Raw genomic sequence first — 20,622 nt, 5'->3', positions numbered from 1 at the left:
CCCCTCACCCTAACCCTCTCCCGGAGGGAGAGGGGACTGACCGAGGTGTTTGAGCGATGTGCTGCAACCTTCAGATTCGAGTCGAACTCAGGCTTTGAAAACGATGGAGATCTGCTCCCTTTCCCCCTCTCCCTGAGGGAGAGGGCTGGGGTGAGGGGGAAGGTCTCAAGTCCGCCTCAAGGTCTGAATCCGCCTCAGTTGCTCTTGACCGCATACTCCGGCTTCTTGTCATTCCCCGGAATAAACGGGCTCCAAGGCTGCGCACGAATCGGCCCTTCGGTCTGCCACACCACGTTGAACTGACCGTCGGCCTGGATCTCACCGATCATCACCGGTTTGTGCAGGTGGTGATTGGTCTTGTCCATGGTCAGGGTGTAACCGGACGGCGCGGCGAAGGTCTGGCCGGCGAGGGCTTCGCGGACCTTGTCGACGTCGGTGGATTTGGCTTTCTCCGCCGCCTGCGCCCACATGTGGATGCCGACGTAAGTGGCTTCCATCGGGTCGTTGGTCACGGCTTTGTCGGCGCCCGGCAGGTTGTGTTTCTTCGCGTAGGCTTTCCAGTCATCGACGAACTTCTTGTTCACCGGATTCTCGACCGATTCGAAGTAGTTCCACGCCGCGAGGTTTCCCACCAGCGGTTTGGTGTCGATGCCGCGCAGTTCTTCTTCGCCCACCGAGAACGCAACCACCGGTACGTCGGTGGCCTTCAGGCCCTGGTTGGCCAGCTCTTTGTAGAACGGCACGTTGGAGTCGCCGTTCACGGTGGAGATCACAGCGGTCTTGCCGCCGGCCGAGAATTTTTTGATGTTGGCGACAATGGTTTGATAGTCGCTATGGCCGAACGGGGTGTAGACCTCTTCGATGTCCTTGTCCGCTACGCCTTTGGAATGCAGGAACGAACGCAGGATCTTGTTGGTGGTGCGCGGGTAGACGTAGTCGGTGCCGAGCAGGAAGTAGCGCTTGGCGCCGCCGCCTTCTTCGCTCATCAGGTACTCAACCGCCGGGATCGCTTGCTGGTTCGGCGCGGCGCCGGTGTAGAACACGTTCGGCGACATTTCTTCGCCTTCGTACTGCACCGGGTAGAACAGCAGACCGTTGAGTTCTTCGAACACCGGCAGCACCGATTTGCGCGACACCGAGGTCCAGCAACCGAACACCACCGCCACCTTGTCCTGAGTCAGCAGTTGCCGGCCTTTTTCCGCGAACAGCGGCCAGTTCGACGCCGGGTCGACCACCACCGGTTCCAGCATTTTGCCGTTCACGCCGCCCTTGGCGTTGATCTCGTCGATGGTCATCAACGCCATGTCCTTGAGTGAGGTTTCGGAGATCGCCATGGTGCCGGACAACGAATGCAGAATCCCGACCTTGATGGTCTCGGCGGCCTGTACCGTCCAGGTCATGCCCATCGCGGCAATGGATGCCGTGAGTGTGAAAGCCTTGATCAAACTGCGACGCTTCATTGTGCGATCTCCACGAACGTTAAAGTTTTTTATGGTTGGCAGATGCGAACGACTGAAGGCTGTTTTGCAAGGGCTGTGCCCGGTCGGGATCGGGCAGCAAAAGGTCGGTTCAGAGCGGTTTTGCGCAGGGGCGGCGCACCAGGAGGGGACAGGCGGCAGGGTATGGTGCAGGGAAGTGCTTCATTGTGGTGCTGCCGCGAGGCGGCAGCGGGGATGCGTGACAGGTCAGTTCACGCCAGGCCAGGAGTCCACGTACTTGATGGTGAAATCAGGGTAAGAGTCGACGATCTGAATCTTGTAATCGGGATACTGATCAACGATCTGCCATTTGCCCACCGAGTCTGGCCACTGAGTGACTTGCTTCACTTTCAGATCTGGCCAGGAGTTATCGATCTTTACTTTGTAATCCGGGTACGAGTTGACGAACTGGATCTTGCCGTAGATCTTCGAGACATCGACGGTCGTATCTGCCAGCACCGCGCTGGATCCCACAAACAGCAACGCGACAACAGCTGCTTTCAACATGACGCTCATCCTGAGAATAAATCGGGCGCGCAGTTTAAGGCAGGCTCAGCGGCGGCGCATCAGGCCGATGAAGAACAGTCCGCCGAGGGCCGCGGTGGCGACGCCGATGGGCAGGTCTTCGGGAGCGATCAGCGTGCGGGCGGCGACATCGACCCACACCAGAAACACACTGCCGAGCAACACGCACACCGGCAGCAGGCGCCGATGTTCTGCACCGATCAGGCGCCGGGCGATGTGCGGCACCATCAGCCCGACAAAACCGATGGAGCCGCTGATCGACACCAGCACCCCGGTCATCAGCGAAGCAATCACGAACACCCGCAGACGCACCGCCCGCGCATTCAGGCCGAGGGTGACCGCAGTCTGTTCGCCGGCCATCAACGCGTTCAGCGGACGGGCCATGCCGATCAGCAGAATCAGCCCGAGCAGGACGCTGAGCGCCGGCACCGCGAGCAATTCCCAGCGCGCCAGACCGAGGCCGCCGAGCATCCAGAACATGACTGCCGAACTGGCCCGGTGATCGCCCATGAACAGCAGCAGATTGGCGATCGCCATCATCACGAACGACACCGCCACGCCACACAGCAGCAGGCGATCACTGTCCAGCCGACCCTGACGATTGGCGATGCCCAGCACCAGAAACATGCTCAACAGCGCGCCGATGAATGCGGCAATCGGCAAGGTCAGCAGGCCGACGATTTCACCGACGTGCAGCACCACGATCACTGCGCCGAGGGTGGCGCCGGAAGTGACACCGAGCAGGTGCGGATCGGCCAGCGGATTACGTGTCACTGCTTGCAGCACCGCGCCGATCAACGCCAGCCCGGCGCCGACCAATGCACCGAGCAACATGCGCGGCACGCGGATCAGCCAGACGATGTGTTCCTGGCCGGCGCTCCAGTCCGGTACGCCGAGGCCGAACAACTTGTGCAGCAGAATCCGCCACACCACGTCCACCGGCACCCGCGCCGGGCCGAAGCCCAGCGACACCACGCACGACACCAGCAGTACCGCGCCGAGGGCGATCAGCAGCCAGCCGTAACGACGATTGATCATTCGCCGTGGAACCCTTTGGCCAGGGTTTCAACGGCCAGCACGTTGTCGATCCCCGGCGTGGCCTGCACGTAGGGGATGACGATGAAGCGCTGGTTCTTGATCGCGTCCACCGATTGCAGCGCCTTGTTCTTCAGCAGAAATTCAATCTTCTGCTCGGCGGTGATTTCGCTGTAGTCGACGATGACGATTACCTGCGGATTGCGTTCGACCACGGTTTCCCAGTTGACCCGGGTCCAGCTCGCTTCGACGTCATCGAGAATGTTGCGCCCGCCGGCGGCGTCGATCAGCGCTTGCGGCATGCCGAGACGGCCGGAAGTCATGGCGCGGTCTTCGCCGCTGTCGTACAGGAACACTCGCGGTTTTTCGGCGGGCAGGTCTTTGCGGATTTCCGCGACCTGGCTTTGCATGTCGGCGATCAGTGCGTTGGCACGGTCTTGCACGTCGAAGATCTTTCCGAGGTTGCGCAGGTCGTTGTAAGTGTCTTCCAGCGTGGCGGCCGGGCGCTTCATCACGAAGGCGCAGGACTCGGTCAGTTCATAGACGTTGATGCCCAACGGTTGCAGGGTTTGCGGCGTGAGATCGCCACCGACGCGCATGCCGTAATCCCAGCCGGCGAAGAAGAAATCGACGTTGGCGTTGAGCAGGGTTTCCACCGACGGGTACTTGGCTGCCAGTTCCGGCAAACCGTCGAGCAGCGACTGCATTTCCGGCGTCACCGACTTCCAGCCACTGACGCCGCTGTAGCCGGCCATCTTCGACTTGAGGCCGAGGGCGAGCATCATCTGGGTCATGTTGATGTCGTGGCTGACCGCGTGTTTCGGCGCTTCCTTGAAGGTCACTTCGCGGTTGCAGCTGTGGATCGTCAGCGGGTACTTCGTGGCCTCGGCGAAGGCTTGGGTCGTGCCCAGCAACAGAGCGAGGCAAAGCAGGGGGCGCACAGTCATGGTCGGGTAATCCAGGTGATTCGCGGGTAGCCGTGGAGGGGGTGTGGATCGATCAATGCTTCGACGCCGAACACGTCGCGCAGCAATTCAACAGTGAGCACTTCTTGCGGCGTGCCGCTGGCGACGATGCGACCGTGGTTGATCACATACAACCGGTCGCAGAACGCGGCGGCCAGGTTCAGGTCGTGGATGCTCGCCAGGGTTCCGATCTGCAAGCGCTTGACCAGTTGCAGCAGTTCCAGCTGATAACGCGGGTCGAGGTGGTTGGTCGGCTCGTCGAGGATCAGCAGTTGCGGTTGCTGGGTCAGGGCGCGGGCGAGGATGACACGCTGTTTTTCACCGCCGGACAGCGTGGCGAACGCGTGATCTTCGAAGCCATCGAGGCCCACGGATTTGAGGGCCTGGGTGGCGAGATTGCGGTCTTCCAGCGTGTCGCCGTCGAACAGGCCCTTGTGCGGCGTGCGGCCCATGGCGACCACTTCTTCGACGGTCAGGCCGAAGGCATCGGGGAATTCCTGCAGCACCACGGCGATGCGTTGCGCGCACCAGCGCGAGGATTGCTTCCAGACGTTGTGGTGCTCGAGTCTGACCTCACCGTGCTCCGGCTGACTGAAGCGATAGGCGCAGCGCAACAGGCTGGTCTTGCCGCTGCCATTGGGCCCGATCAGCCCGACGAACTCACCGGCGGCCACTTGCAACGAAGCGTCACGCAGCTGGAACTGGTGATGGCAGTGGCCGTGGCCCAGAGGGGACCAGGCGAGATCGGTGAGGGTCAGTGAGGTCATGTGAGGTTTAGTGTGGTTTCTAAGGTTATGTCTGTCTGTTAAATCCATCCCCTCACCCCAACCCTCTCCCCCAGAGGGGGCGAGGGGGGAAGGGAGCCGATCTTTATGCTCTTCAAATCCTGAGTTCGGCTCGGTCCTTCACGTCGGTGTAACTTGCCCAAACACCTCGGTCAGTCCCCTCTCCCTCCGGGAGAGGGTTAGGGTGAGGGCGGGGCCCGTGAGTCAAAAGGTGTAGTCAGCCGTGACAAAGAACGAACGAGGCTCACCCAGAATCCACTGCTGGCCCTCATTGTATTGGCTTTGCGCGTACGTCCGGTCAAACAGATTGTTCACCTGCAAGCCCAGTGTGGTGTTACGCAGGGCTTTCCACGACAGCGTCGCATCGATCACGGTGTAGCTCGGCAGCTCGTTGCGGTTGGCCATGTCGGCATAACGCGCATCGACATAACGCACACCGGCACCGGCCTTCAGGTCATCGGTCAGCGCCTTGCTCAGCCACAGATTCGCCGTGCGCCGTGGCACGTCCACCGGGCGATTGCCATTGCGCGACACCGGTACGCCGCCGACCACCTCTTCGAAATCATCGTACTTGGCTTTGACGATGGCGGCGTTGGCTTGCAGTTGCCAGGCGTTCGGCAGTTGCAGATCGAGGCTGGCTTCCAGGCCGTTCGACGACTGCTGGCCGACCTGCTGCTTGAGCGTCGGATTGCCCGGATCGTCGGTCAGCAGCTTCTTCTTCACGATGCGATACGCCGCCAGAGTGAACTCGCCACGCTGATCCCAGAACAGCTGCTTCATGCCGATCTCGGTCTGCCGGGCGGTGGACAGGTCATATTGCTGCTGGCTCGGGCTCAGGGAAATCAAACCGCCGATACCGTCGGTACTGGTGGCGACCTGACCGTAGAACGAGGTGTCCTGGGTCAGCGCGAACACCAGACCGGCCTTCCAGTTGTTGCCGGTCAGGGTCTTGTTGCTCTGGCTGTCGTCGATCAGATTGGTGCGATCCACGTGCACATAGTCGCGGCGTACACCGGTCACCAGCGACCAGCGCTCGCTCAGTTGCGTGCGGTTTTCGGCGAACACCGACATCTGCTTTGTGGTGCTGTCGAATTGATCGCGGTACGGGTTCGCGCTCTCGAAATAGCCAGGTTGCGGGTGATACAGATCCAGCGGCTGGCCGTTCGGCAACACGTCGTTGAACGGCGAGTTGCTGTTGAGCTGAAAACGGATGCGGTTGTAATCAACACCGGTCACGGTCTGGCTGTCGAGGCCGAACAGCGAATGCTTGAAGGTGAAGGTCTGACGGTCGCCGACCTGTTCCTGCTTGTGGCCGATACCGAAGTAGCCGCTGCGGCTGAGTTGCTGGCTGCCGGCGTCGAAGTTGTAGTTCTCGGCGTTCTGCCAGCGGCGCTGGGCTTTGAGGTAATAGAGTTCGTTGCTGGCGCTGACTGCATCGTTGATCTGCCAGTCCGTGGTCAGGCGCGTCCATTGATCGTTGTAGTGCTGCTTGTCGTCGCGCACGTTGTAGTTCTTGTTGCGCAGGCTGTCCTTCAACTGGCCGTTGATCAACGGAGTGCCGAAGTAGTTCTGCGGGCGCTGGTCGCCGTAATCGTGGGCGAGGGTGAAGGTCAGGTCGTCCGTGGCCTGCCAGTGCAGGGCGGCGCTGATGAAGTCGCTGGACGAGTCGCCGCGATCGACCCAGCCGTTGCTGCGCAGGCGATTGAGGTTGAGGCGATAGCTCAGGGTGTCGGTCAGTGAACCGCCGCTGTCGAACGCCTGCTGCTGGCGGTCGAACGAGCCGTAGCCGACACGCACATGGTTTTCGATTTCGCCTTCGAACGGCTTCTTCGGGATCACGTTGACCACCGCACCGGTCGCGCCTTCGCCATACAGCACCGAAGCCGGACCGCGCAGCACATCGACGCGCTCCACCGACCAGGTGTCGACCGGGAACGTCACGGTGCCCATGCCGGTGTACATGCGGTTGCCGTCATACAACTGCATCACCGAACTCTGCCCGGTAAAACCCCGGGCCTGCAACGAAGTGCCGCCATCGCCCGGCGTACCGGTTCGGCTGATGCCGGTGCTGCGCGACACCGCGTCCTGCACGCTGCGATCACCACGGGCGCGGACCTGCTCGCCGCTCAGGCTTTCGACGCTGGCCGGGGTTTCCATGGCGCTGAGGTTCAGACGCGAGCCGGCGCTGGTCGGCGTGGTCAGGCTGACGTTCTGGTCGTCATTGGCCAGGGCGGTGATGGTGCCGGTGGGCAACGTCAGCGGCGCGCTGTCGGCATGGGCGCTGTTGTTCAGGGCGAACAGACAGAGGCTGGACAAGAGGTACTTGTTCATCGGGGCGGTGGATCACTTCTTCAAATGAAAAGCCCGCAGGCTCATGACAATGCATGGCTGCGGGCAGAGCAGCAATTAGTGTTATACAGTAACACTAAAAATTGCCGGAGTTTAAGCCCCGGCAGTTTAAAGATCTGTCTAGGTCGCGCATCTCGCCTGTTTCATGATGAAGTTGAGGCAGATTCAGTTTGCCGGCCCAGACGCGACAGCAGCAGTCGATCCAGCAACCACACCACCACCAGCGATGCCCCCACCAGCGGAAACACCACCGCCAGCACCAGCATGATCGCCACCCCGGTTTTCCATTTCGGCAGATCGTGGCGCAGCGGCGGTACGCCGAACTTGCCCTGTGGCCGGCGCTTCCACCAGATCACCACGCCGCTGATGGCGCTGAGCAGAATCATCAGGCAGATCAGCAGCACGATGATCTGGTTGAAGGTGCCGAACATCTTGCCTTCATGGAGCATCACGCCGATTTCCGTGGCCCGGGCCACGGCGCCGTAGTGCTCGAATCGCACATCGGCCAAGACCTTGCCGGTGTACTGATCGACATGCAGCGTGGCATCGTTGCGCGGGTCGTCGGCGAACACCGCGATGGTGAATACGCCAGTGGCGGTGGTCGGCAGGGTGATGCTGTAGCCCGGCTCGACCTTGCGCTCGACGGCGATGTTCTGCACGTCCTGCAGGCTGATGATCGGTGCGGCGGGGCCGTGTTGCATGCCGCCGTGGGCCATGTGTTCGGCGTGGTCGCCGGACATCGGCATCGGCGTATTTTCCATGGCCCACGGTACGGTCTGGCGGGCGGCGTTATTGAGGCTGCCGGCCTCGACGTCGGAGGTCGGCACGTTATTCCACATCGCCGCCGGGAACACGTTCCACACCTGGGCGTACTGCTTGCCCCAGAAGCCGGTCCAGGTCATGCCGCTGAGCAGCATCACCAGCAGCAATGCGGCGCCCCAGAAACCGGTGACTGCGTGCAGGTCACGCCACAGAACGCGACCGCGACTGTTCAGCCGTGGCCACAGAATCCCCGCGGCCTGACCGCGCGGCCACCACAGGAAAACCCCGGACACCACCAGCACCACGCCCCAGCCGGCGGCGAGTTCGATCAGTCGGTCACCGACGGTGCCGATCATCAATTCGCCGTGGATGGCCCGGGCGAGCGCCTGCAGGTTCTGCTTGGCATCCTGCTCGCCAAGGATATCGCCGTGGTACGGGTCGACGAATACGTTCAGCTCCTGGCCGGCATTCTTCACCACGAATTGCGCGCTGCGCTCGGCGTTCGCGGGTGGCAGGTACTGGGTGACCTGGCCCTGTGGATAAGCGCTTTTGACCTTTTGCAGCAGGTCATCGGCCGGTACGGTGTGATGCCCGGCCGGGACGTTCAGCAGGCTGCTGTACATCAGCGAATCGAGCTGCGGCTTGAACAGGTAAATGATGCCGGTCAGGGCCAGCATCACCATGAAAGGCGCGACGAACAATCCGGCATAAAAATGCCAACGCCAGGCCAGGTTGTAGAAATTCGGTTTGGGCTGTTTCATCACGAGTGCTCCGCTTGGCTTGGATCTTCTAGTTGTCTGTTGCGGTTGCTGCGCAACCTATCGCTAGCAGGGCTAGCTCCCAGTGGTACAACTCGATCCATGTGGGAGCCAGCCTGCTGGCGATGCTTTTAGAAACTCATGTCCACCTTGGTCCAGAGCGTGCGCCCCGGCTCGTTGATGGCTTGCGGGTCGTTGGCCGGGTAGCCGAACCCGGCGTTGCCCGCCAGGTTGAGGTGTTCGGCGTAAGCCTTGCCGAACAGGTTGTCGACGCCCGTACTGACCTTCCAGTTCTTGTTGATCCGGTAGGCACCGTTGAGCGAGAACACGCCGAAGCCCGAACTCTTGTCGTAATCCTTGCCGACCACGTTGCCCTTGTTCTGGTCGATCCGGTTTTGCGCGGCAACCACCCTCCACAGTGCGCCGGCGCTCCAGTTGTCTTCGCTGTAGGTCAGGCCGAAACGTGCATCCAGCGGCGGCATCTGCGGCAGGGCCTTGCCGTCGCTGCTGTTCTTGCCCCAGGCGTAGGCCAGGGTCGCATCGGCTTTCCAGTTGTCGGTGAGCTTGTAGGCGGCACCGAGTTCACCGCCCATGATCCGCGCGTCGATGTTCTCGGCGCGGGAGGTGCTCATGCCCATCATCGTCGGGGTGTAGTCGAACAGGATGTAGTCGCGCACCACGCCGATGTAGCCCGAGGCCCAGGCTTCGAGGTCGGCGTCCTTGTAGTTCACGCCGAAGTCGAGCTGGGTGGTCTTTTCCGGTTTGATCGAATCGAACGCATTGACCGAACCCGCCGGGCCGGACTTGGGCGAAAACAGCTCCCAGTAATCCGGGAACCGTTGCGCGTGGCCGAGGCCGGCGTAGAGCGTGGTCGGGCTGTCGGCCAGGTCATGCTCGTAACGCACGAAGCCGCTCGGCAGGGTGTCGGCGCGGGTATCGCCGGCGGTCGGGTTCGGCCGGGACATCATTCCCGAGCCGGTGGTCTGCCGATAATCCTTGGCCGAGGCACGGTCGATCCGGGCACCGGTGATCAGCCGGTCGCGGTCGGCGGCGTACCAGGTCATCTCGCTGAACACGCCGTAGTTATGGAAATCGGCGTCCTTGGTGTATGGCTGATCCTTGTAGGTATCGATGCCCATGCCGCTGCGCTGACGGTGTTCGTTGGTCTGCGCATCGAGACCGGTGATCAGCTGGATATCGGCCCAGCGCCAGGTGGCCTTGATCCGCGCGCCGAGGGTGCGGCGGTCGACGTTGGACGCCATGGGGCCTGCCATCATCCCGGTGCCGGAAGGCGTGCGCAGGGTGTAGTTGTCCATCACGTGGTCGGCGTAGTTGTAGTAGACCTGCGCTTCGAGCTTCTCCAGCACGTCGGTGATGTTGGATTTCTCGAAACGCAGGCCGAGGCTTTCGCGCAGGAACTGCGAGCCGTCCATGCCGCGTCCGGCGTAGCGCGCTTCGCCGTCGCCCTTGCCGGCGGTCAGTTCGATCAGAGTGTCGGCGTCCGGGGTCCAGCCCAGCGCCACGTCGCCGTTCCACTTGTCATAGCGCGAGGCAACGGTGTCGTTATTGCCGTCGCGGTAGTCGTCGGAGTGCGCGGTGTTGCCGATTACCCGCACGTAGCCCAACGGGCCGCCGGCCGCTGCATCGACGACTTTGTCGAAGCGTCCGTTGGAGCCCGCCAGCACGCTGGCATTCACCCGTGTGCCGAGTTCGCCGAAGCTTTCCGGCTCACGGTCGAAGAGGATCGTGCCGGCGGATGCACCCGGCCCGTAGAGCACGGTTTGCGGGCCTTTGATCACGGTGAGTTTGTCGTAGGTCTCGGGCGAGATGTACGAGGTCGGCGCGTCCATCCGGCCGGGGCAGGCGCCGAGCATCATGCTGCCGTTGGTGAGAATGTTCAGGCGCGAACCGAACATCCCGCGCAGTACCGGATCACCATTGGTGCCGCCGTTGCGCACCAGGGCGAAGCCGGGAATGGTCTTCAGGTAGTCGCCGCCATCGCTGGCCGGCACCGGTTGGCGCGGGTCTTTCGGGTTGGTGACGATGGTCAGCGGCGAGCTCGGGGCGATGGCGGTGATCACCGTCGGGCTCAGTTCTTCGGTGTGGCCGGCATGTTCATCGGCGTGGACCAGCGGGGACAGCAGGACGCCGCAAAGGACGGCGGTAGCGTGCCTGAAACGGATGCGCGATTCGTTCAGGGCGAAGGACGCCGGGGCAGAACCCGAGCGTGGGACAGCAGAAAACCTGGACATGACAATTTCCATCAAACAGTCGTAAACGACACGGCCGGCAGCCTGAAGCTGTCTTCTCAACCGTGTGCAATCAGAAGTGGGTGTTTACGCTGCGACGGGCGGGGCGCGGCTGCGGGCGCCAGGGAAGAAGGTCTGCCGGGCATGGCCCAGACGCGGGGAGGGCGTGGTGAACGTATTGACGTGGGGGATGCTGAACGTGGCAAACGTGCCGCCACCGGTCAGCGCCGGGCAGTTGAACAGCAGGCTGCAATAGCCGCACTTTTCCCACAGCACATGGTGCGAGGATTGCGGCGGGCAGTGTTCGGCCGAGGGTTTGGCCTCATGCGCGGAATGATCCATGCCCGCCATGTCCATCGACATGCTCATTTGCATGGATGTCGAGGCGTGCTGATCCATCGGCATCGACTGAGAAATCAGCGGGCCGATGAAGATCATCAACATGGCGAACAGGGCGATCCAGCTGCCGCGTGTCAGGTGTCCGGTCTGACGGCGTTGCATGGATGCCCTGGCGCTGCGCGGGCGCACGGGCGGAGTCTGCCGGAACGGTTATTGGGCGTGCGCGTGTTCCGGCATGTCCTGCGGTGGTTTCTTCTGCACGGCGACTTCGACGGTCACGTCACCGGCCTTCTCGAAGTGCATCGTCAGCGGGAAGCGCTTGCCGTCGGTCAGCAGACTGCGGTCGGTCGGATTCATCAGCATCACGTGATAGGCCATCGGTGCGAAAGTCACGTTCTCGCCGGCCGGGATGGCCACGTTCGGCACCTGTTGCATCTTCATCAGATCACCCTGCATCACGTGTTCGTGCAGCTCGGCTTTTGAAGCGATGGGCGAGTCGACACTCAGCAGGCGGTCAGCGGTTTTGCCACCGTTGTGAATGATGAAATACGCGGCAACCGTCGGCGCATTCGGCGGCAGCTCCTGCGACCACGGGTGGGCGATTTCCAGCTCGCCGGCCTTGTATTCGTGGGCATGGGCGAAGCACGCCGGCAGCAACAGCGCAGCGATGACGATGAATTTGTTCAACATGGCAGTTCTCCAGAACGATTTGAAACGCAGGTCAAATGCGGGAACAAATCAAACCAGAGGGGACGCGCGGGGATTGAGGCTCGGCCATTGCTGGCGCGGTGTCGGAGTTTGCAGCACGGCGGGCGCCACGCTGCGATTGCTTTCGTACCGGGCGAAATACAGCTGCGGCGAATGCCCCGGCAACGCCACCACGGGCGCCGATCCGGAACAGCACCAGCAATGCTGCATGGTCGAATGATTGTCACCGCTCTGCGGTGCTTTCTGATCAAGGCTGCCGATGTCGATCGCCACCATCTTCGTCCCGCTGCCGGTGCAGAAACTGCTCCACAGCAACTGCTCGGCCGGCGTCTGCGCCGCCTGCGCCATCGCTCCCGTCAACGGCATGGCGAGCATGTTGAACAGCACTGCGAAGCAGGCGATCCAGGCAAATGCGAGCCGGTGTCGGTTCATGGGACAAGTCCGTAGGGTGGGCGATCAGGCGCGGCTATTTAGCCTGATCAGGGCCGATAAGTAAAAAAGCGTCGTGCGGTTTGGTGTCGCAGAGGATTCAACCTGCTACTGCATGTAACCGCAAACCCAGTGCCTTCATGACTTTCATGATAGACGCGAATTCCGGATTTCCAGTGCTGCTCAGCGCTTTATAAAGGCTTTCGCGACCCAAGCCTGCATCTCGTGCAACCTGGGTCATGCCTTGGGCGCGGGCGATGTCATTAAGTGCTGCACGGATAAGAACGCCGTCGCCAGCATCTTCGTCAAAACAAGCGTCCAGGTAGGCCGCCATTTCCTCGGGTGTTTTCAGAAATTCTGCAGCGTCGAAGCGGGTGAATTTTTCGAGCATTGGAATCGCGTCCAGAGGTAGTGATGTTGCAAACGTATTCTCGGGAGGCTGATGCAGATAGTCGGTTGGGCTTTAAGTTGTTGTGCGTAGCGTCCGATTGATTGGTAGGACTCAAGTTTTTCGCTTTGAGAGCCGACGCCATCGCGGGCAAGCCCGCTCCCACAGGATTAGCGTTGGACATCAGTTTTGTGATCGGCATTAACCACTGTGGGAGCGGGCTTGCCCGCGATGGCGTACTCCAGAGCGTAAAAGGCTCAGGGCTGTAAGTTGATGGTGAGTGCGCTGATGGCTTCAGCAACCGTCGAAAATTCCCGATCAACCCCCGCCAACACCGGCCGCTTCAACACCATCACCGGCACCCCAAGCGCCCGCGCCACGTCCAGCTTCGGCTCGGTCGCGGTGCTGCCGCTGTTCTTGCTGATCAGCACGTCGATCTGCCGCCGTTCGAACAGCGCTCGCTCATCCTCCAGCAGAAATGGCCCACGGGCGCCGATGACTTCGCAGCGTTCGTTGCCGGGGTAGACGTCGAGGGCGCGCAGGGTCCAGAACTGGTGCGCGGGGATTTCGTCGAGATGTTGCAGCGGTTCGCGGCCGAGGGTGAACAAGGGGCGGCGGAAGGGGGCGAGGGCGGTGATCAGTTCGGCCCAGTCGGCGACTTCGCGCCAGTCATCGCCCGGTTGTGGTTGCCACGCCGGGCGGCGCAGGGCCCAGCAGGGGATACCGGTGAGGTGTGCAGCGGTGGCGGCGTTGTGGCTGATTTGTGCGGCATACGGATGGGTCGCGTCGAGCAGCAGATCGATGCCTTCATCGCGAATGAACTGCGCCAGACCTTCGGCACCGCCGTAGCCGCCGACGCGCACCTGACACGTCAGATCGGTCGGCACACGGCCAACGCCAGCCAGGCTGTAAATGTGTTCCGGCCCCAACGTGCGCGCGATGGCCAGCGCCTCAGTCACGCCGCCCAGCAACAGAATCCGTTTCATGCAAAAGCCCCCGCATGGCCGACGATGCCGCCCTGACGATCAATCGCAAACACCTCGACCTGCACCTGCGCCGGCACCACGCTGCGGGCGAATTCCAGGGCATGACGGCAAACTTCATCACCGAGGGCAACACCCGCCGCACTGGCCATCGCCAACGCTTGCTGGCTGGTGTTCGCCCCGCGAATGGCTTGCTGCAACGCATCGTCGGCACCAATCGCTGCCGCCCATTCAGCCAGTTGCGGCAGGTCAATGCTCGAATGGCGTGAGTGCAGGTCCATGTGCCCGGCTGCCAGTTTGCTGATCTTGCCGAAGCCGCCGCACAGGCTGAGTTTATCCACAGGCACTTTGCGCAGGTGCTTGAGCACCGCGCCGACGAAGTCGCCCATTTCGATCAGGGCGATTTCCGGCAGGTTGTAGACCCGGCGCATGGTGTCTTCGCTGGCGTTGCCGGTGCAGGCGGCGATGTGCAGGTAGCCGTTGGTTTTCGCCACGTCGATGCCTTGATGGATCGAGGCGATATACGCCGCGCAGGAAAACGGCCGGACGATGCCGCTGGTGCCGAGGATCGACAGACCGCCGAGAATGCCCAGGCGCGGGTTCATGGTTTTCAATGCCAGGGCTTCGCCGCCCTCGACGTTGACCGTCACCTCGAAGCCGCCGCGATAGCCGGATTCTTCGGCGAGCAGCGTCAGGTGATCGCTGATCATCTTGCGCGGCACCGGGTTGATCGCCGGCTCGCCGACGCCCAGCACCAGCCCCGGCCGAGTGACGGTGCCGACGCCTTTGCCGGCGATGAAGCGGATGCCCGGCTCGGCCATCAACTGCACGCGGGAGTAGAGCAGGGCGCCGTGCGTCACGTCCGGATCGTCGCCGGCGTCCTTGATCGTTCCCGCTTCGGCACCGCCGTCCGTCAGCCTGCAGAACTCCAGACGCATCTGCACCTGCTTGCCCTTGGGCAACACGATTTGCACGGCGTCAGCCACCACTCCGCCGAGCAGCAGGCGCGCGGCCGCGAGGCTGGTGGCCGTGGCGCAGCTGCCGGTGGTCAGGCCGCTGCGCAGGGGCGCGGGTTGTTCGGCGGTTTCGTCACGCATCGAGGGGTTTGACCAGATCGAGCAGGGTGATCGGCAAGGCCTGGCGCCAGGTGTCGAACTCGCCCAGCGGCTGCGCCTGGGCAATGTGGATGCGGGTCAGCTCGCCGCCATGGCGTTCGCGCCAGCTCATCAAGGTCATTTCGCTTTGCAGGGTCACCGCGTTGGCGACCAGTCGGCCACCGGGTTTGAGTTGTTCCCAGCAGGTTTCCAGCACGCCTTCACGGGTCACGCCGCCGCCGATGAAAATCGCGTCCGGACGTTCCAGACCGGCGAGGGCCTGCGGGGCACTGCCGCGAATCAGTTGCAGGCCGGGAACACCCAGCGTGTCACGGTTGTGTTCAATCAACTGTTGTCGACCGTCGTCAGCCTCGATGGCCAGGGCGCGACAGCTTGGGTGAGCGCGCATCCACTCGATGCCGATCGAGCCGCTGCCGGCGCCGACGTCCCACAGCAGTTCGCCCGGTGTCGGGGCGAGGCGGGCGAGGGTGATGGCGCGCACGTCGCGCTTGGTCAGTTGGCCGTCATGTTTGAAGGCCGAATCCGGCAGGCCGGCAAGGCGCGACAGGCGCGGTGTCTGCGAATCGGCGAGGCACTCGATGGCGATCACGTTGAGGTCGGCAATGAGCGGATCGTTCCAGTCGTTGGCGGTGCCGTCGATCCGGCGCTCGGCGCTGCCGCCCAGATGCTCCAGAACGCTCAGGCGACTGGGGCCAAACCCTCGCTCGCGCAGCAATGCTGCAACGGCAGCCGGGCTTTGACCGTCATTGCTCAGCAGCAACAGGCGCACGCCGCTAAACAGTTGGGCGTTGAGGGCCGCAAGCGGACGAGCCACCAGCGACAACACGCTGACGTCCTGCAGCGGCCAGCCCAGTCGGGCGGCCGCCAGTGAGCAAGAGGATGGCGATGGCAAAACCAGCATCTCGGCCCCTGGCACCTGCCGCGCCAGACTCGCGCCAACGCCGTAAAACATCGGATCACCGCTGGCCAGCACGCACACCGCTTCGCCACGGCGCTCAAGAACCGGGGCCAGGGAAAACGGGCTCGGCCACAACTGACGCTCGCCACGGATGCACACCGGCAACAGATCCAGCTGACGCTGACCGCCGATGATCCGCGAAGCGCCCATCAGGGCGCGCCGGGCATTCTTGCCCAGGCCCTTGAAGCCGTCTTCACCGATTCCTACTACTGTCAGCCAGGGTGACATCTGTAGCCCCTCAAAAAAGTGTCCGCAAACGCGTCGTTCCGACGGGCAGACTTTTCATGCCGTCGGACAAAGCAGGCATAATACCGCGCCTTCGCCCGCGAAGCGCCTTTCCCACTGAGCTGCCAGCCCTTGAACGAACGCCCGATGTCCAACGCCATACGCCCCTCGGCCTGTCCGGGGTTGCTGCGTATCGTCCAGGCGCTGGATGGCGGGATCTGCCGGATCAAGCTCGATGGCGGTTCGATCACGGCCGATCAGGCCGATGCGGTGGCCAATGCCGCCGAGCGATTTGCCGGTGGCGCGATCGAGGCGACCAACCGTGGCAATCTGCAGATCCGCGGCATCGGCGAGCAGTCCGGCGCGCTGATCGACAGTCTGCTGGCCGCCGGTCTCGGGCCGCGAACCGCAGCGGGCGACGATGTGCGCAACCTGATGCTCAGCCCGGCCGCCGGCGTCGACCGGCAGATGCGCTTCGATACCCGCCCACTGGCCGGACAGATCCTCGAGACCCTGCAAAGCCATCCGCGTTTCCATGAGCTGAGCGCCAAGTTCGCCGTGCAACTGGACGGCGGTGAAGCGCTGGCGATGCTCGAGCATCCCCATGATCTGTGGTTGTCGGCATTCGAGGAACGCGGCGATACGCTTTTGGCGTTCGGTCTGGCGGGTTGCCCGACGGATCGGCCGCTGGCTGTTGTGGCGCTTGCGGACGGGCATGCGCTGGTGGTGGCGGTGCTGGAGCTGTTCCTTGAATTGGCCCGGCCAGAACAGACGCGAATGCGCCATCTGCTGGATGAATGTCCGGTGCCGGTGTTCCTGGAAAAGCTCGGTCAGCGGATCAATCTGCAAATCGTCGGCGACTGGCAACGTGAAGCGGTACTGGAAGGCTCGCACCTCGGCGTTCATCCTCAGCAAACCGCAGGTCTGGTCTATGTCGGTGCCGCACCGGCGCTCGGCCGCCTCGATCCGGACATGCTGCGTGGCGCCGCACAATTGGCCAGAACCTTTGGCGATGGCAGCCTGCGTTTCACCCCTTGGCAGAGTCTGTTGTTGCCCAATGTGCGTGAGGCGGATGCCGCTCAAGTGCTCGATGCACTGAGCAAGTTGAACCTGCTGACCCAGATTGTCGACCCGCTGTCGCACCTGATCGCCTGCACCGGCTCCAACGGCTGCGGCAAAGGCCTGGCCGACACCAAACACGATGCCCGCCTGCTGGCTAAGCTGTTGCCACACGCCGTGGATGTGCACCTGTCCGGCTGCCCGCGTTCCTGCGCCGCCGCGCACCGTTCAGCAGTCACTCTGCTGGCGGTCGGCCCCGGTCACTACGATCTCTATTTTCGCGATGCAGCGATGCCCGGTTTCGGCGCGCTGCACGCTCACAACCTTACTATCGAAGCGGCCGCGACCCTGCTCGCCGCCCGCTCACGGAGCCCCCTTGATGCTTGATTACATCCGCGACGGTCAGGAGATCTATCGCAACTCCTTCGCGATCATTCGCAGCGAGGCCAACCTGGCTCGCATCCCGGCCGACCTGGAAAAACTCGCGGTGCGGGTAATCCACGCCTGCGGCATGGTCGAGGCCATCGACGGGCTGCAATTCTCCGAAGGCGCGGGCAAGGCCGGACGCGATGCGCTGGCTGCCGGTGCGCCGATCCTGTGCGATGCGCGGATGGTTTCCGAAGGCGTAACCCGTGCGCGCTTGCCGGCCAACAACGAGGTGATCTGCACCCTGCGCGACGACAGCGTGCCGGAGCTGGCGCGCGAGCTGGGCAATACTCGCTCTGCTGCCGCTCTGGAACTGTGGCGTCCGCATCTGGAAGGCAGTGTGGTGGTGATCGGCAATGCGCCGACCGCGCTGTTCTATTTGCTGGAAATGCTCGACGCCGGCGCTCCGAAACCGGCGCTGATCCTCGGCTTCCCCGTGGGCTTCGTCGGCGCGGCTGAATCCAAGGCCGAGCTGGCCGCCAACAGCCGTGGCGTGCCGTTCGTGATCATGCAGGGCCGCCTCGGCGGCAGTGCCATGGCCGCCGCTGCGGTCAATGCCCTCGCTACGGAGATCGAATGATGCAGGCCAAAGGACGTTTGATCGGCCTGGGCGTCGGCCCCGGTGATCCTGAACTGATTACCGTCAAGGCCCTGCGCCTGCTGCGCGAGTCGCCGGTGGTGGCGTATTTCGTGGCCAAGGGCAAGAAGGGCAACGCGTTCGGCATCATCGAAGCGCACCTGCAGGATGCGCAGAACCTGCTGCCGCTGGTGTATCCGGTGACCACCGAAGTGCTGCCGGCGCCGCTGTCCTACGAGCAAGTGATCAGCGATTTCTACGATGACGCTGCCGAGGAAGTGGCTGCGCATCTGGATGCCGGTCGCGACGTGGCGGTGATCTGCGAAGGTGACCCGTTCTTCTACGGCTCCTACATGTACCTGCATGATCGCCTCGCCAGCCGTTACGAAGCCGAAGTGGTACCGGGCGTTTGCTCGATGCTCGGTGGTGCTTCGGTACTGGGTGCGCCGCTGGTGTATCGCAATCAGAGCCTGTCGGTGTTGTCCGGCGTGTTGCCACATGACGAGCTCAAGCGTCGTCTGGCGGATGCCGATGCGGCAGTGATCATGAAGCTGGGGCGCAACTTTCCGAAAGTGCGCGACGTATTGGCAGAACTGGGCCTGGCCGAGCGTGCGCTGTACGTCGAACGCGCGACCATGGCCAACCAGAAGATCGTGCCGCTGGATGAGGTCGAGCCGATGTCGTCGCCGTACTTCTCGCTGATCATTGTTCCCGGCGAACGGTGGCAAGGCTGATGACTCATTCCACACCGGCCATCGTCATTCTCGGCCAGGGCGCGCTGGCCACGGCCCGTCGTCTTCAACAGGTCTATCCGGCCGCGCAGGTTCACGGACTGAAAGGGCGCGTCGAAGGCGCCGACCTGACTTACAGCGAGTTCGGCGCAACCCTGCGCGAGTTGTATCAACAGGACACGCCGATCATTGCCCTGTGTGCGGCGGGTATCGTCATTCGCACACTGGCGCCGCTGTTGCTGGAGAAAGGCGTGGAGCCGCCGGTGCTCGCCGTGGCTGAAGACGGCAGCGCCGTAGTGCCGCTGCTCGGCGGTCTGGGTGGGGTGAATGTCATGGCCCGCGAGATCGCGGCTGCGCTTGAAGTGGCGGCGGCGATCACCACCAGTGGCGAATTGCGCTTCGGCACCTGTCTGCTCAACCCGCCCGGCGGTTATGCCCTCGGCGATCTTGAGCAGGGCAAACGCTTTGTCTCCGATCTGCTCGCCGGTCACAGCGTGCGCATCGACGGTGCCGCACCCTGGCTGGCTCAGGCGCAGTTGCCGGAAGATCCACAGGCGTCGCGCTCGATTCATGTCGGCAGTGATGCCCGCGTGGCGAGTTCCAGTGAGTTGCTGATTTATCCGCGCAGCGTGGCGGTTGCGGTCGGTTCAGTAGTGACTGACCTTCCGGGTTCCATTCGCGATGCGTTGCTCCAGTCCGGTGTGGCGATTCAATCGCTGGCCTGTCTGGTGGCAGCAGACGTCCAGATGGCCAGTCCGGTATTGCGTGAAGCAGCACTTGAGCTGGCGGTACCGCTGCGCTTTGTCGCGCCGGCGAATGACCCCGGTGAGCTGGCTCGCGATGCAGTTCCCCACGCTCGAATCATTTCAACCTCCCACGACATTGCCATCGCCGTGGCCGAACAGCCGCTAGATGTTTCACAGGTTGGTCGTCCGCGTGGGCGCCTGGCTGTCATCGGTCTCGGGCCGGGCGCGGCAGAGTTGATGGTGCCGGCGGTGAAAGCCGAGCTGGCCCGAGCCACTGACGTGCTGGGTTATGAAACTTACGTGCGTATGGCCGGCCCGTTCCGCGACGATCAGGTGCAGCATTGCACTGACAACCGCGAAGAAATGCAGCGTGCTCGCCATGCCTTCAGACTGGCCGCTCAGGGTCGTTCGGTGATCGTGGTTTCGTCCGGCGATCCGGGCGTGTTCGCCATGGCGGCGGCGGTGCTTGAAGCGTTGCACGAGTCGACGGATCCGGCGTGGCACAGCGTCGATCTGGAAATCCTGCCGGGTGTTTCGGCGTCGCTTGCCACCGCCGCTCAGGCCGGTGCACCGCTTGGCCACGACTTCTGCGTGATGTCGCTGTCGGACAACCTCAAGCCGTGGTCGATCATCGAAAAGCGTCTGGATCTGGCTGCCGAGGCCGATCTGGCGCTGGCGTTCTACAACCCGATCTCTCGCGCCCGTCCGTGGCAACTGGGGCGCGCGCTGGAAATCGTCGCGCAGCACCGTGCGCCGCAAACACCGGTGGTGCTGGGTCGTGATATCGGTCGTCCGGGGCAGACGCTGCGGATGACGACACTTGGCGCATTGGCACCGGACCAGGTGGACATGCGCACGATGGTGCTTATTGGTTCTTCCACTACCTGCACCTTTGCTCGTGCCGAAGGTGGTGAGTGGGTATATACGCCGCGCTGGTACGGTGAAAAGCCGCCGGGTTGACTGTTTCAAACTGCATTTGCGTCGTTATGAAAAAAGGCCACGAACTTAATGTTCGTGGCCTTTTTTATGTCT

Annotated in this window: 19 protein-coding genes; 4 read left to right on the top strand and 15 right to left on the bottom strand. The window is 62.8% G+C overall.

The features are described 5' to 3' along the window. Positions 1–194 precede the first annotated feature (194 nt). From urtA to cbiE, 15 genes are all read right to left on the bottom strand, one after another. The gene (urtA, locus tag OQ248_RS07490; RefSeq protein ID WP_265812469.1) at positions 195–1,460 is read right to left on the bottom strand and encodes an urea ABC transporter substrate-binding protein; all 1,266 of its coding nucleotides are present in this window, start codon (positions 1,458–1,460) and stop codon (positions 195–197) included. Positions 1,461–1,685: 225 nt separating this feature from the next. Continuing rightward, positions 1,686–1,985: a hypothetical protein gene (locus OQ248_RS07485; RefSeq protein ID WP_102620101.1), complete on the bottom strand. Its 300-nt coding sequence runs from the start codon at positions 1,983–1,985 to the stop codon at positions 1,686–1,688. Positions 1,986–2,030: 45 nt separating this feature from the next. Next, positions 2,031–3,041: an iron ABC transporter permease gene (locus OQ248_RS07480; RefSeq protein ID WP_085609224.1), complete on the bottom strand. Its 1,011-nt coding sequence runs from the start codon at positions 3,039–3,041 to the stop codon at positions 2,031–2,033. Then, on the bottom strand, positions 3,038–3,985 hold the full coding sequence (locus tag OQ248_RS07475; RefSeq protein WP_265812468.1) for an ABC transporter substrate-binding protein: 948 nt from the start codon (positions 3,983–3,985) through the stop codon (positions 3,038–3,040). Before OQ248_RS07475 ends, OQ248_RS07480 begins: the two co-directional genes overlap by 4 nt. After that, complete coding sequence (locus tag OQ248_RS07470) at positions 3,982–4,770, bottom strand: ABC transporter ATP-binding protein (protein WP_265812467.1); 789 nt, start codon at positions 4,768–4,770, stop codon at positions 3,982–3,984. The genes OQ248_RS07475 and OQ248_RS07470 overlap by 4 nt, the downstream gene beginning before the upstream one ends. Positions 4,771–4,992: 222 nt before the next feature. Next, the gene (locus tag OQ248_RS07465; RefSeq protein ID WP_265812466.1) at positions 4,993–7,119 is read right to left on the bottom strand and encodes a TonB-dependent receptor; all 2,127 of its coding nucleotides are present in this window, start codon (positions 7,117–7,119) and stop codon (positions 4,993–4,995) included. A gap of 161 nt (positions 7,120–7,280) precedes the next feature. Beyond that, a complete protein-coding gene (locus OQ248_RS07460; protein WP_265812465.1) occupies positions 7,281–8,660 on the bottom strand; it encodes a PepSY domain-containing protein in 1,380 nt (459 codons plus the stop codon). Positions 8,661–8,788: 128 nt separating this feature from the next. Beyond that, entirely contained in the window at positions 8,789–10,909 is a 2,121-nt protein-coding gene (locus tag OQ248_RS07455; RefSeq protein WP_265812464.1) for a TonB-dependent copper receptor, read from the bottom strand. Between the two features lie 84 nt (positions 10,910–10,993). Beyond that, positions 10,994–11,434 (bottom strand): DUF2946 domain-containing protein, encoded by a 441-nt coding sequence (locus tag OQ248_RS07450; protein ID WP_265812463.1) that lies wholly within the window; start codon positions 11,432–11,434, stop codon positions 10,994–10,996. Positions 11,435–11,455: 21 nt separating this feature from the next. After that, complete coding sequence (locus OQ248_RS07445) at positions 11,456–11,935, bottom strand: copper chaperone PCu(A)C (RefSeq protein WP_085711213.1); 480 nt, start codon at positions 11,933–11,935, stop codon at positions 11,456–11,458. Between the two features lie 48 nt (positions 11,936–11,983). Continuing rightward, entirely contained in the window at positions 11,984–12,385 is a 402-nt protein-coding gene (locus OQ248_RS07440) for a DUF2946 domain-containing protein (RefSeq protein WP_249482517.1), read from the bottom strand. Between the two features lie 97 nt (positions 12,386–12,482). Beyond that, positions 12,483–12,773 carry an addiction module antidote protein gene (locus tag OQ248_RS07435; protein ID WP_265812462.1) on the bottom strand — a complete coding sequence of 97 codons (291 nt, stop codon included), beginning with the start codon at positions 12,771–12,773 and terminating at the stop codon, positions 12,483–12,485. Between the two features lie 254 nt (positions 12,774–13,027). After that, a complete protein-coding gene (locus OQ248_RS07430) occupies positions 13,028–13,756 on the bottom strand; it encodes a cobalt-precorrin-6A reductase (protein WP_265812461.1) in 729 nt (242 codons plus the stop codon). Next, positions 13,753–14,850, bottom strand: coding sequence for a cobalt-precorrin-5B (C(1))-methyltransferase (locus OQ248_RS07425; RefSeq protein ID WP_265812460.1), 1,098 nt, complete (start codon positions 14,848–14,850; stop codon positions 13,753–13,755). The genes OQ248_RS07430 and OQ248_RS07425 overlap by 4 nt, the downstream gene beginning before the upstream one ends. Continuing rightward, the gene (gene cbiE, locus OQ248_RS07420) at positions 14,843–16,054 is read right to left on the bottom strand and encodes a precorrin-6y C5,15-methyltransferase (decarboxylating) subunit CbiE (RefSeq protein WP_265812459.1); all 1,212 of its coding nucleotides are present in this window, start codon (positions 16,052–16,054) and stop codon (positions 14,843–14,845) included. Before cbiE ends, OQ248_RS07425 begins: the two co-directional genes overlap by 8 nt. Before the next feature lie 144 nt (positions 16,055–16,198). Between cbiE and cobG the strand changes: the two genes are divergently transcribed. Genes cobG through cobJ form a run of 4 tightly spaced genes read left to right on the top strand, consistent with a single transcriptional unit; the run spans position 16,199 to position 20,550 of the window. After that, on the top strand, positions 16,199–17,497 hold the full coding sequence (gene cobG, locus OQ248_RS07415) for a precorrin-3B synthase (protein ID WP_279309475.1): 1,299 nt from the start codon (positions 16,199–16,201) through the stop codon (positions 17,495–17,497). After that, entirely contained in the window at positions 17,490–18,116 is a 627-nt protein-coding gene (locus OQ248_RS07410; RefSeq protein WP_085609238.1) for a precorrin-8X methylmutase, read from the top strand. Before cobG ends, OQ248_RS07410 begins: the two co-directional genes overlap by 8 nt. Beyond that, entirely contained in the window at positions 18,116–18,847 is a 732-nt protein-coding gene (locus OQ248_RS07405) for a precorrin-2 C(20)-methyltransferase (RefSeq protein ID WP_096819953.1), read from the top strand. Before OQ248_RS07410 ends, OQ248_RS07405 begins: the two co-directional genes overlap by 1 nt. Continuing rightward, positions 18,847–20,550 (top strand): precorrin-3B C(17)-methyltransferase, encoded by a 1,704-nt coding sequence (gene cobJ, locus OQ248_RS07400; RefSeq protein ID WP_265812458.1) that lies wholly within the window; start codon positions 18,847–18,849, stop codon positions 20,548–20,550. Before OQ248_RS07405 ends, cobJ begins: the two co-directional genes overlap by 1 nt. The last annotated feature ends 72 nt before the right edge of the window (positions 20,551–20,622 follow it).

Origin of the sequence: Pseudomonas sp. COW5, assembly GCF_026240005.1 — a bacterium.
GTDB classification, from domain to species: domain Bacteria; phylum Pseudomonadota; class Gammaproteobacteria; order Pseudomonadales; family Pseudomonadaceae; genus Aquipseudomonas; species Aquipseudomonas kribbensis.
This window is presented reverse-complemented; position numbering and strand designations above follow the sequence as displayed.

Bases quoted from the DNA above. Each gene is read 5' to 3' on its own strand.
- urtA (WP_265812469.1), bottom strand. From the start codon at position 1,460: ATGAAGCGTCGCAGTTTGATCAAGGCTTTCACACTCACGGCATCCATT.
- OQ248_RS07485 (WP_102620101.1), bottom strand. From the start codon at position 1,985: ATGTTGAAAGCAGCTGTTGTCGCGTTGCTGTTTGTGGGATCCAGCGCG.
- OQ248_RS07480 (WP_085609224.1), bottom strand. From the start codon at position 3,041: ATGATCAATCGTCGTTACGGCTGGCTGCTGATCGCCCTCGGCGCGGTA.
- OQ248_RS07475 (WP_265812468.1), bottom strand. From the start codon at position 3,985: ATGACTGTGCGCCCCCTGCTTTGCCTCGCTCTGTTGCTGGGCACGACC.
- OQ248_RS07470 (WP_265812467.1), bottom strand. From the start codon at position 4,770: ATGACCTCACTGACCCTCACCGATCTCGCCTGGTCCCCTCTGGGCCAC.
- OQ248_RS07465 (WP_265812466.1), bottom strand. From the start codon at position 7,119: ATGAACAAGTACCTCTTGTCCAGCCTCTGTCTGTTCGCCCTGAACAAC.
- OQ248_RS07460 (WP_265812465.1), bottom strand. From the start codon at position 8,660: ATGAAACAGCCCAAACCGAATTTCTACAACCTGGCCTGGCGTTGGCAT.
- OQ248_RS07455 (WP_265812464.1), bottom strand. From the start codon at position 10,909: ATGTCCAGGTTTTCTGCTGTCCCACGCTCGGGTTCTGCCCCGGCGTCC.
- OQ248_RS07445 (WP_085711213.1), bottom strand. From the start codon at position 11,935: ATGTTGAACAAATTCATCGTCATCGCTGCGCTGTTGCTGCCGGCGTGC.
- OQ248_RS07440 (WP_249482517.1), bottom strand. From the start codon at position 12,385: ATGAACCGACACCGGCTCGCATTTGCCTGGATCGCCTGCTTCGCAGTG.
- OQ248_RS07435 (WP_265812462.1), bottom strand. From the start codon at position 12,773: ATGCTCGAAAAATTCACCCGCTTCGACGCTGCAGAATTTCTGAAAACA.
- OQ248_RS07430 (WP_265812461.1), bottom strand. From the start codon at position 13,756: ATGAAACGGATTCTGTTGCTGGGCGGCGTGACTGAGGCGCTGGCCATC.
- OQ248_RS07425 (WP_265812460.1), bottom strand. From the start codon at position 14,850: ATGCGTGACGAAACCGCCGAACAACCCGCGCCCCTGCGCAGCGGCCTG.
- cbiE (WP_265812459.1), bottom strand. From the start codon at position 16,054: ATGTCACCCTGGCTGACAGTAGTAGGAATCGGTGAAGACGGCTTCAAG.
- cobG (WP_279309475.1), top strand. From the start codon at position 16,199: ATGTCCAACGCCATACGCCCCTCGGCCTGTCCGGGGTTGCTGCGTATC.
- OQ248_RS07410 (WP_085609238.1), top strand. From the start codon at position 17,490: ATGCTTGATTACATCCGCGACGGTCAGGAGATCTATCGCAACTCCTTC.
- OQ248_RS07405 (WP_096819953.1), top strand. From the start codon at position 18,116: ATGCAGGCCAAAGGACGTTTGATCGGCCTGGGCGTCGGCCCCGGTGAT.
- cobJ (WP_265812458.1), top strand. From the start codon at position 18,847: ATGACTCATTCCACACCGGCCATCGTCATTCTCGGCCAGGGCGCGCTG.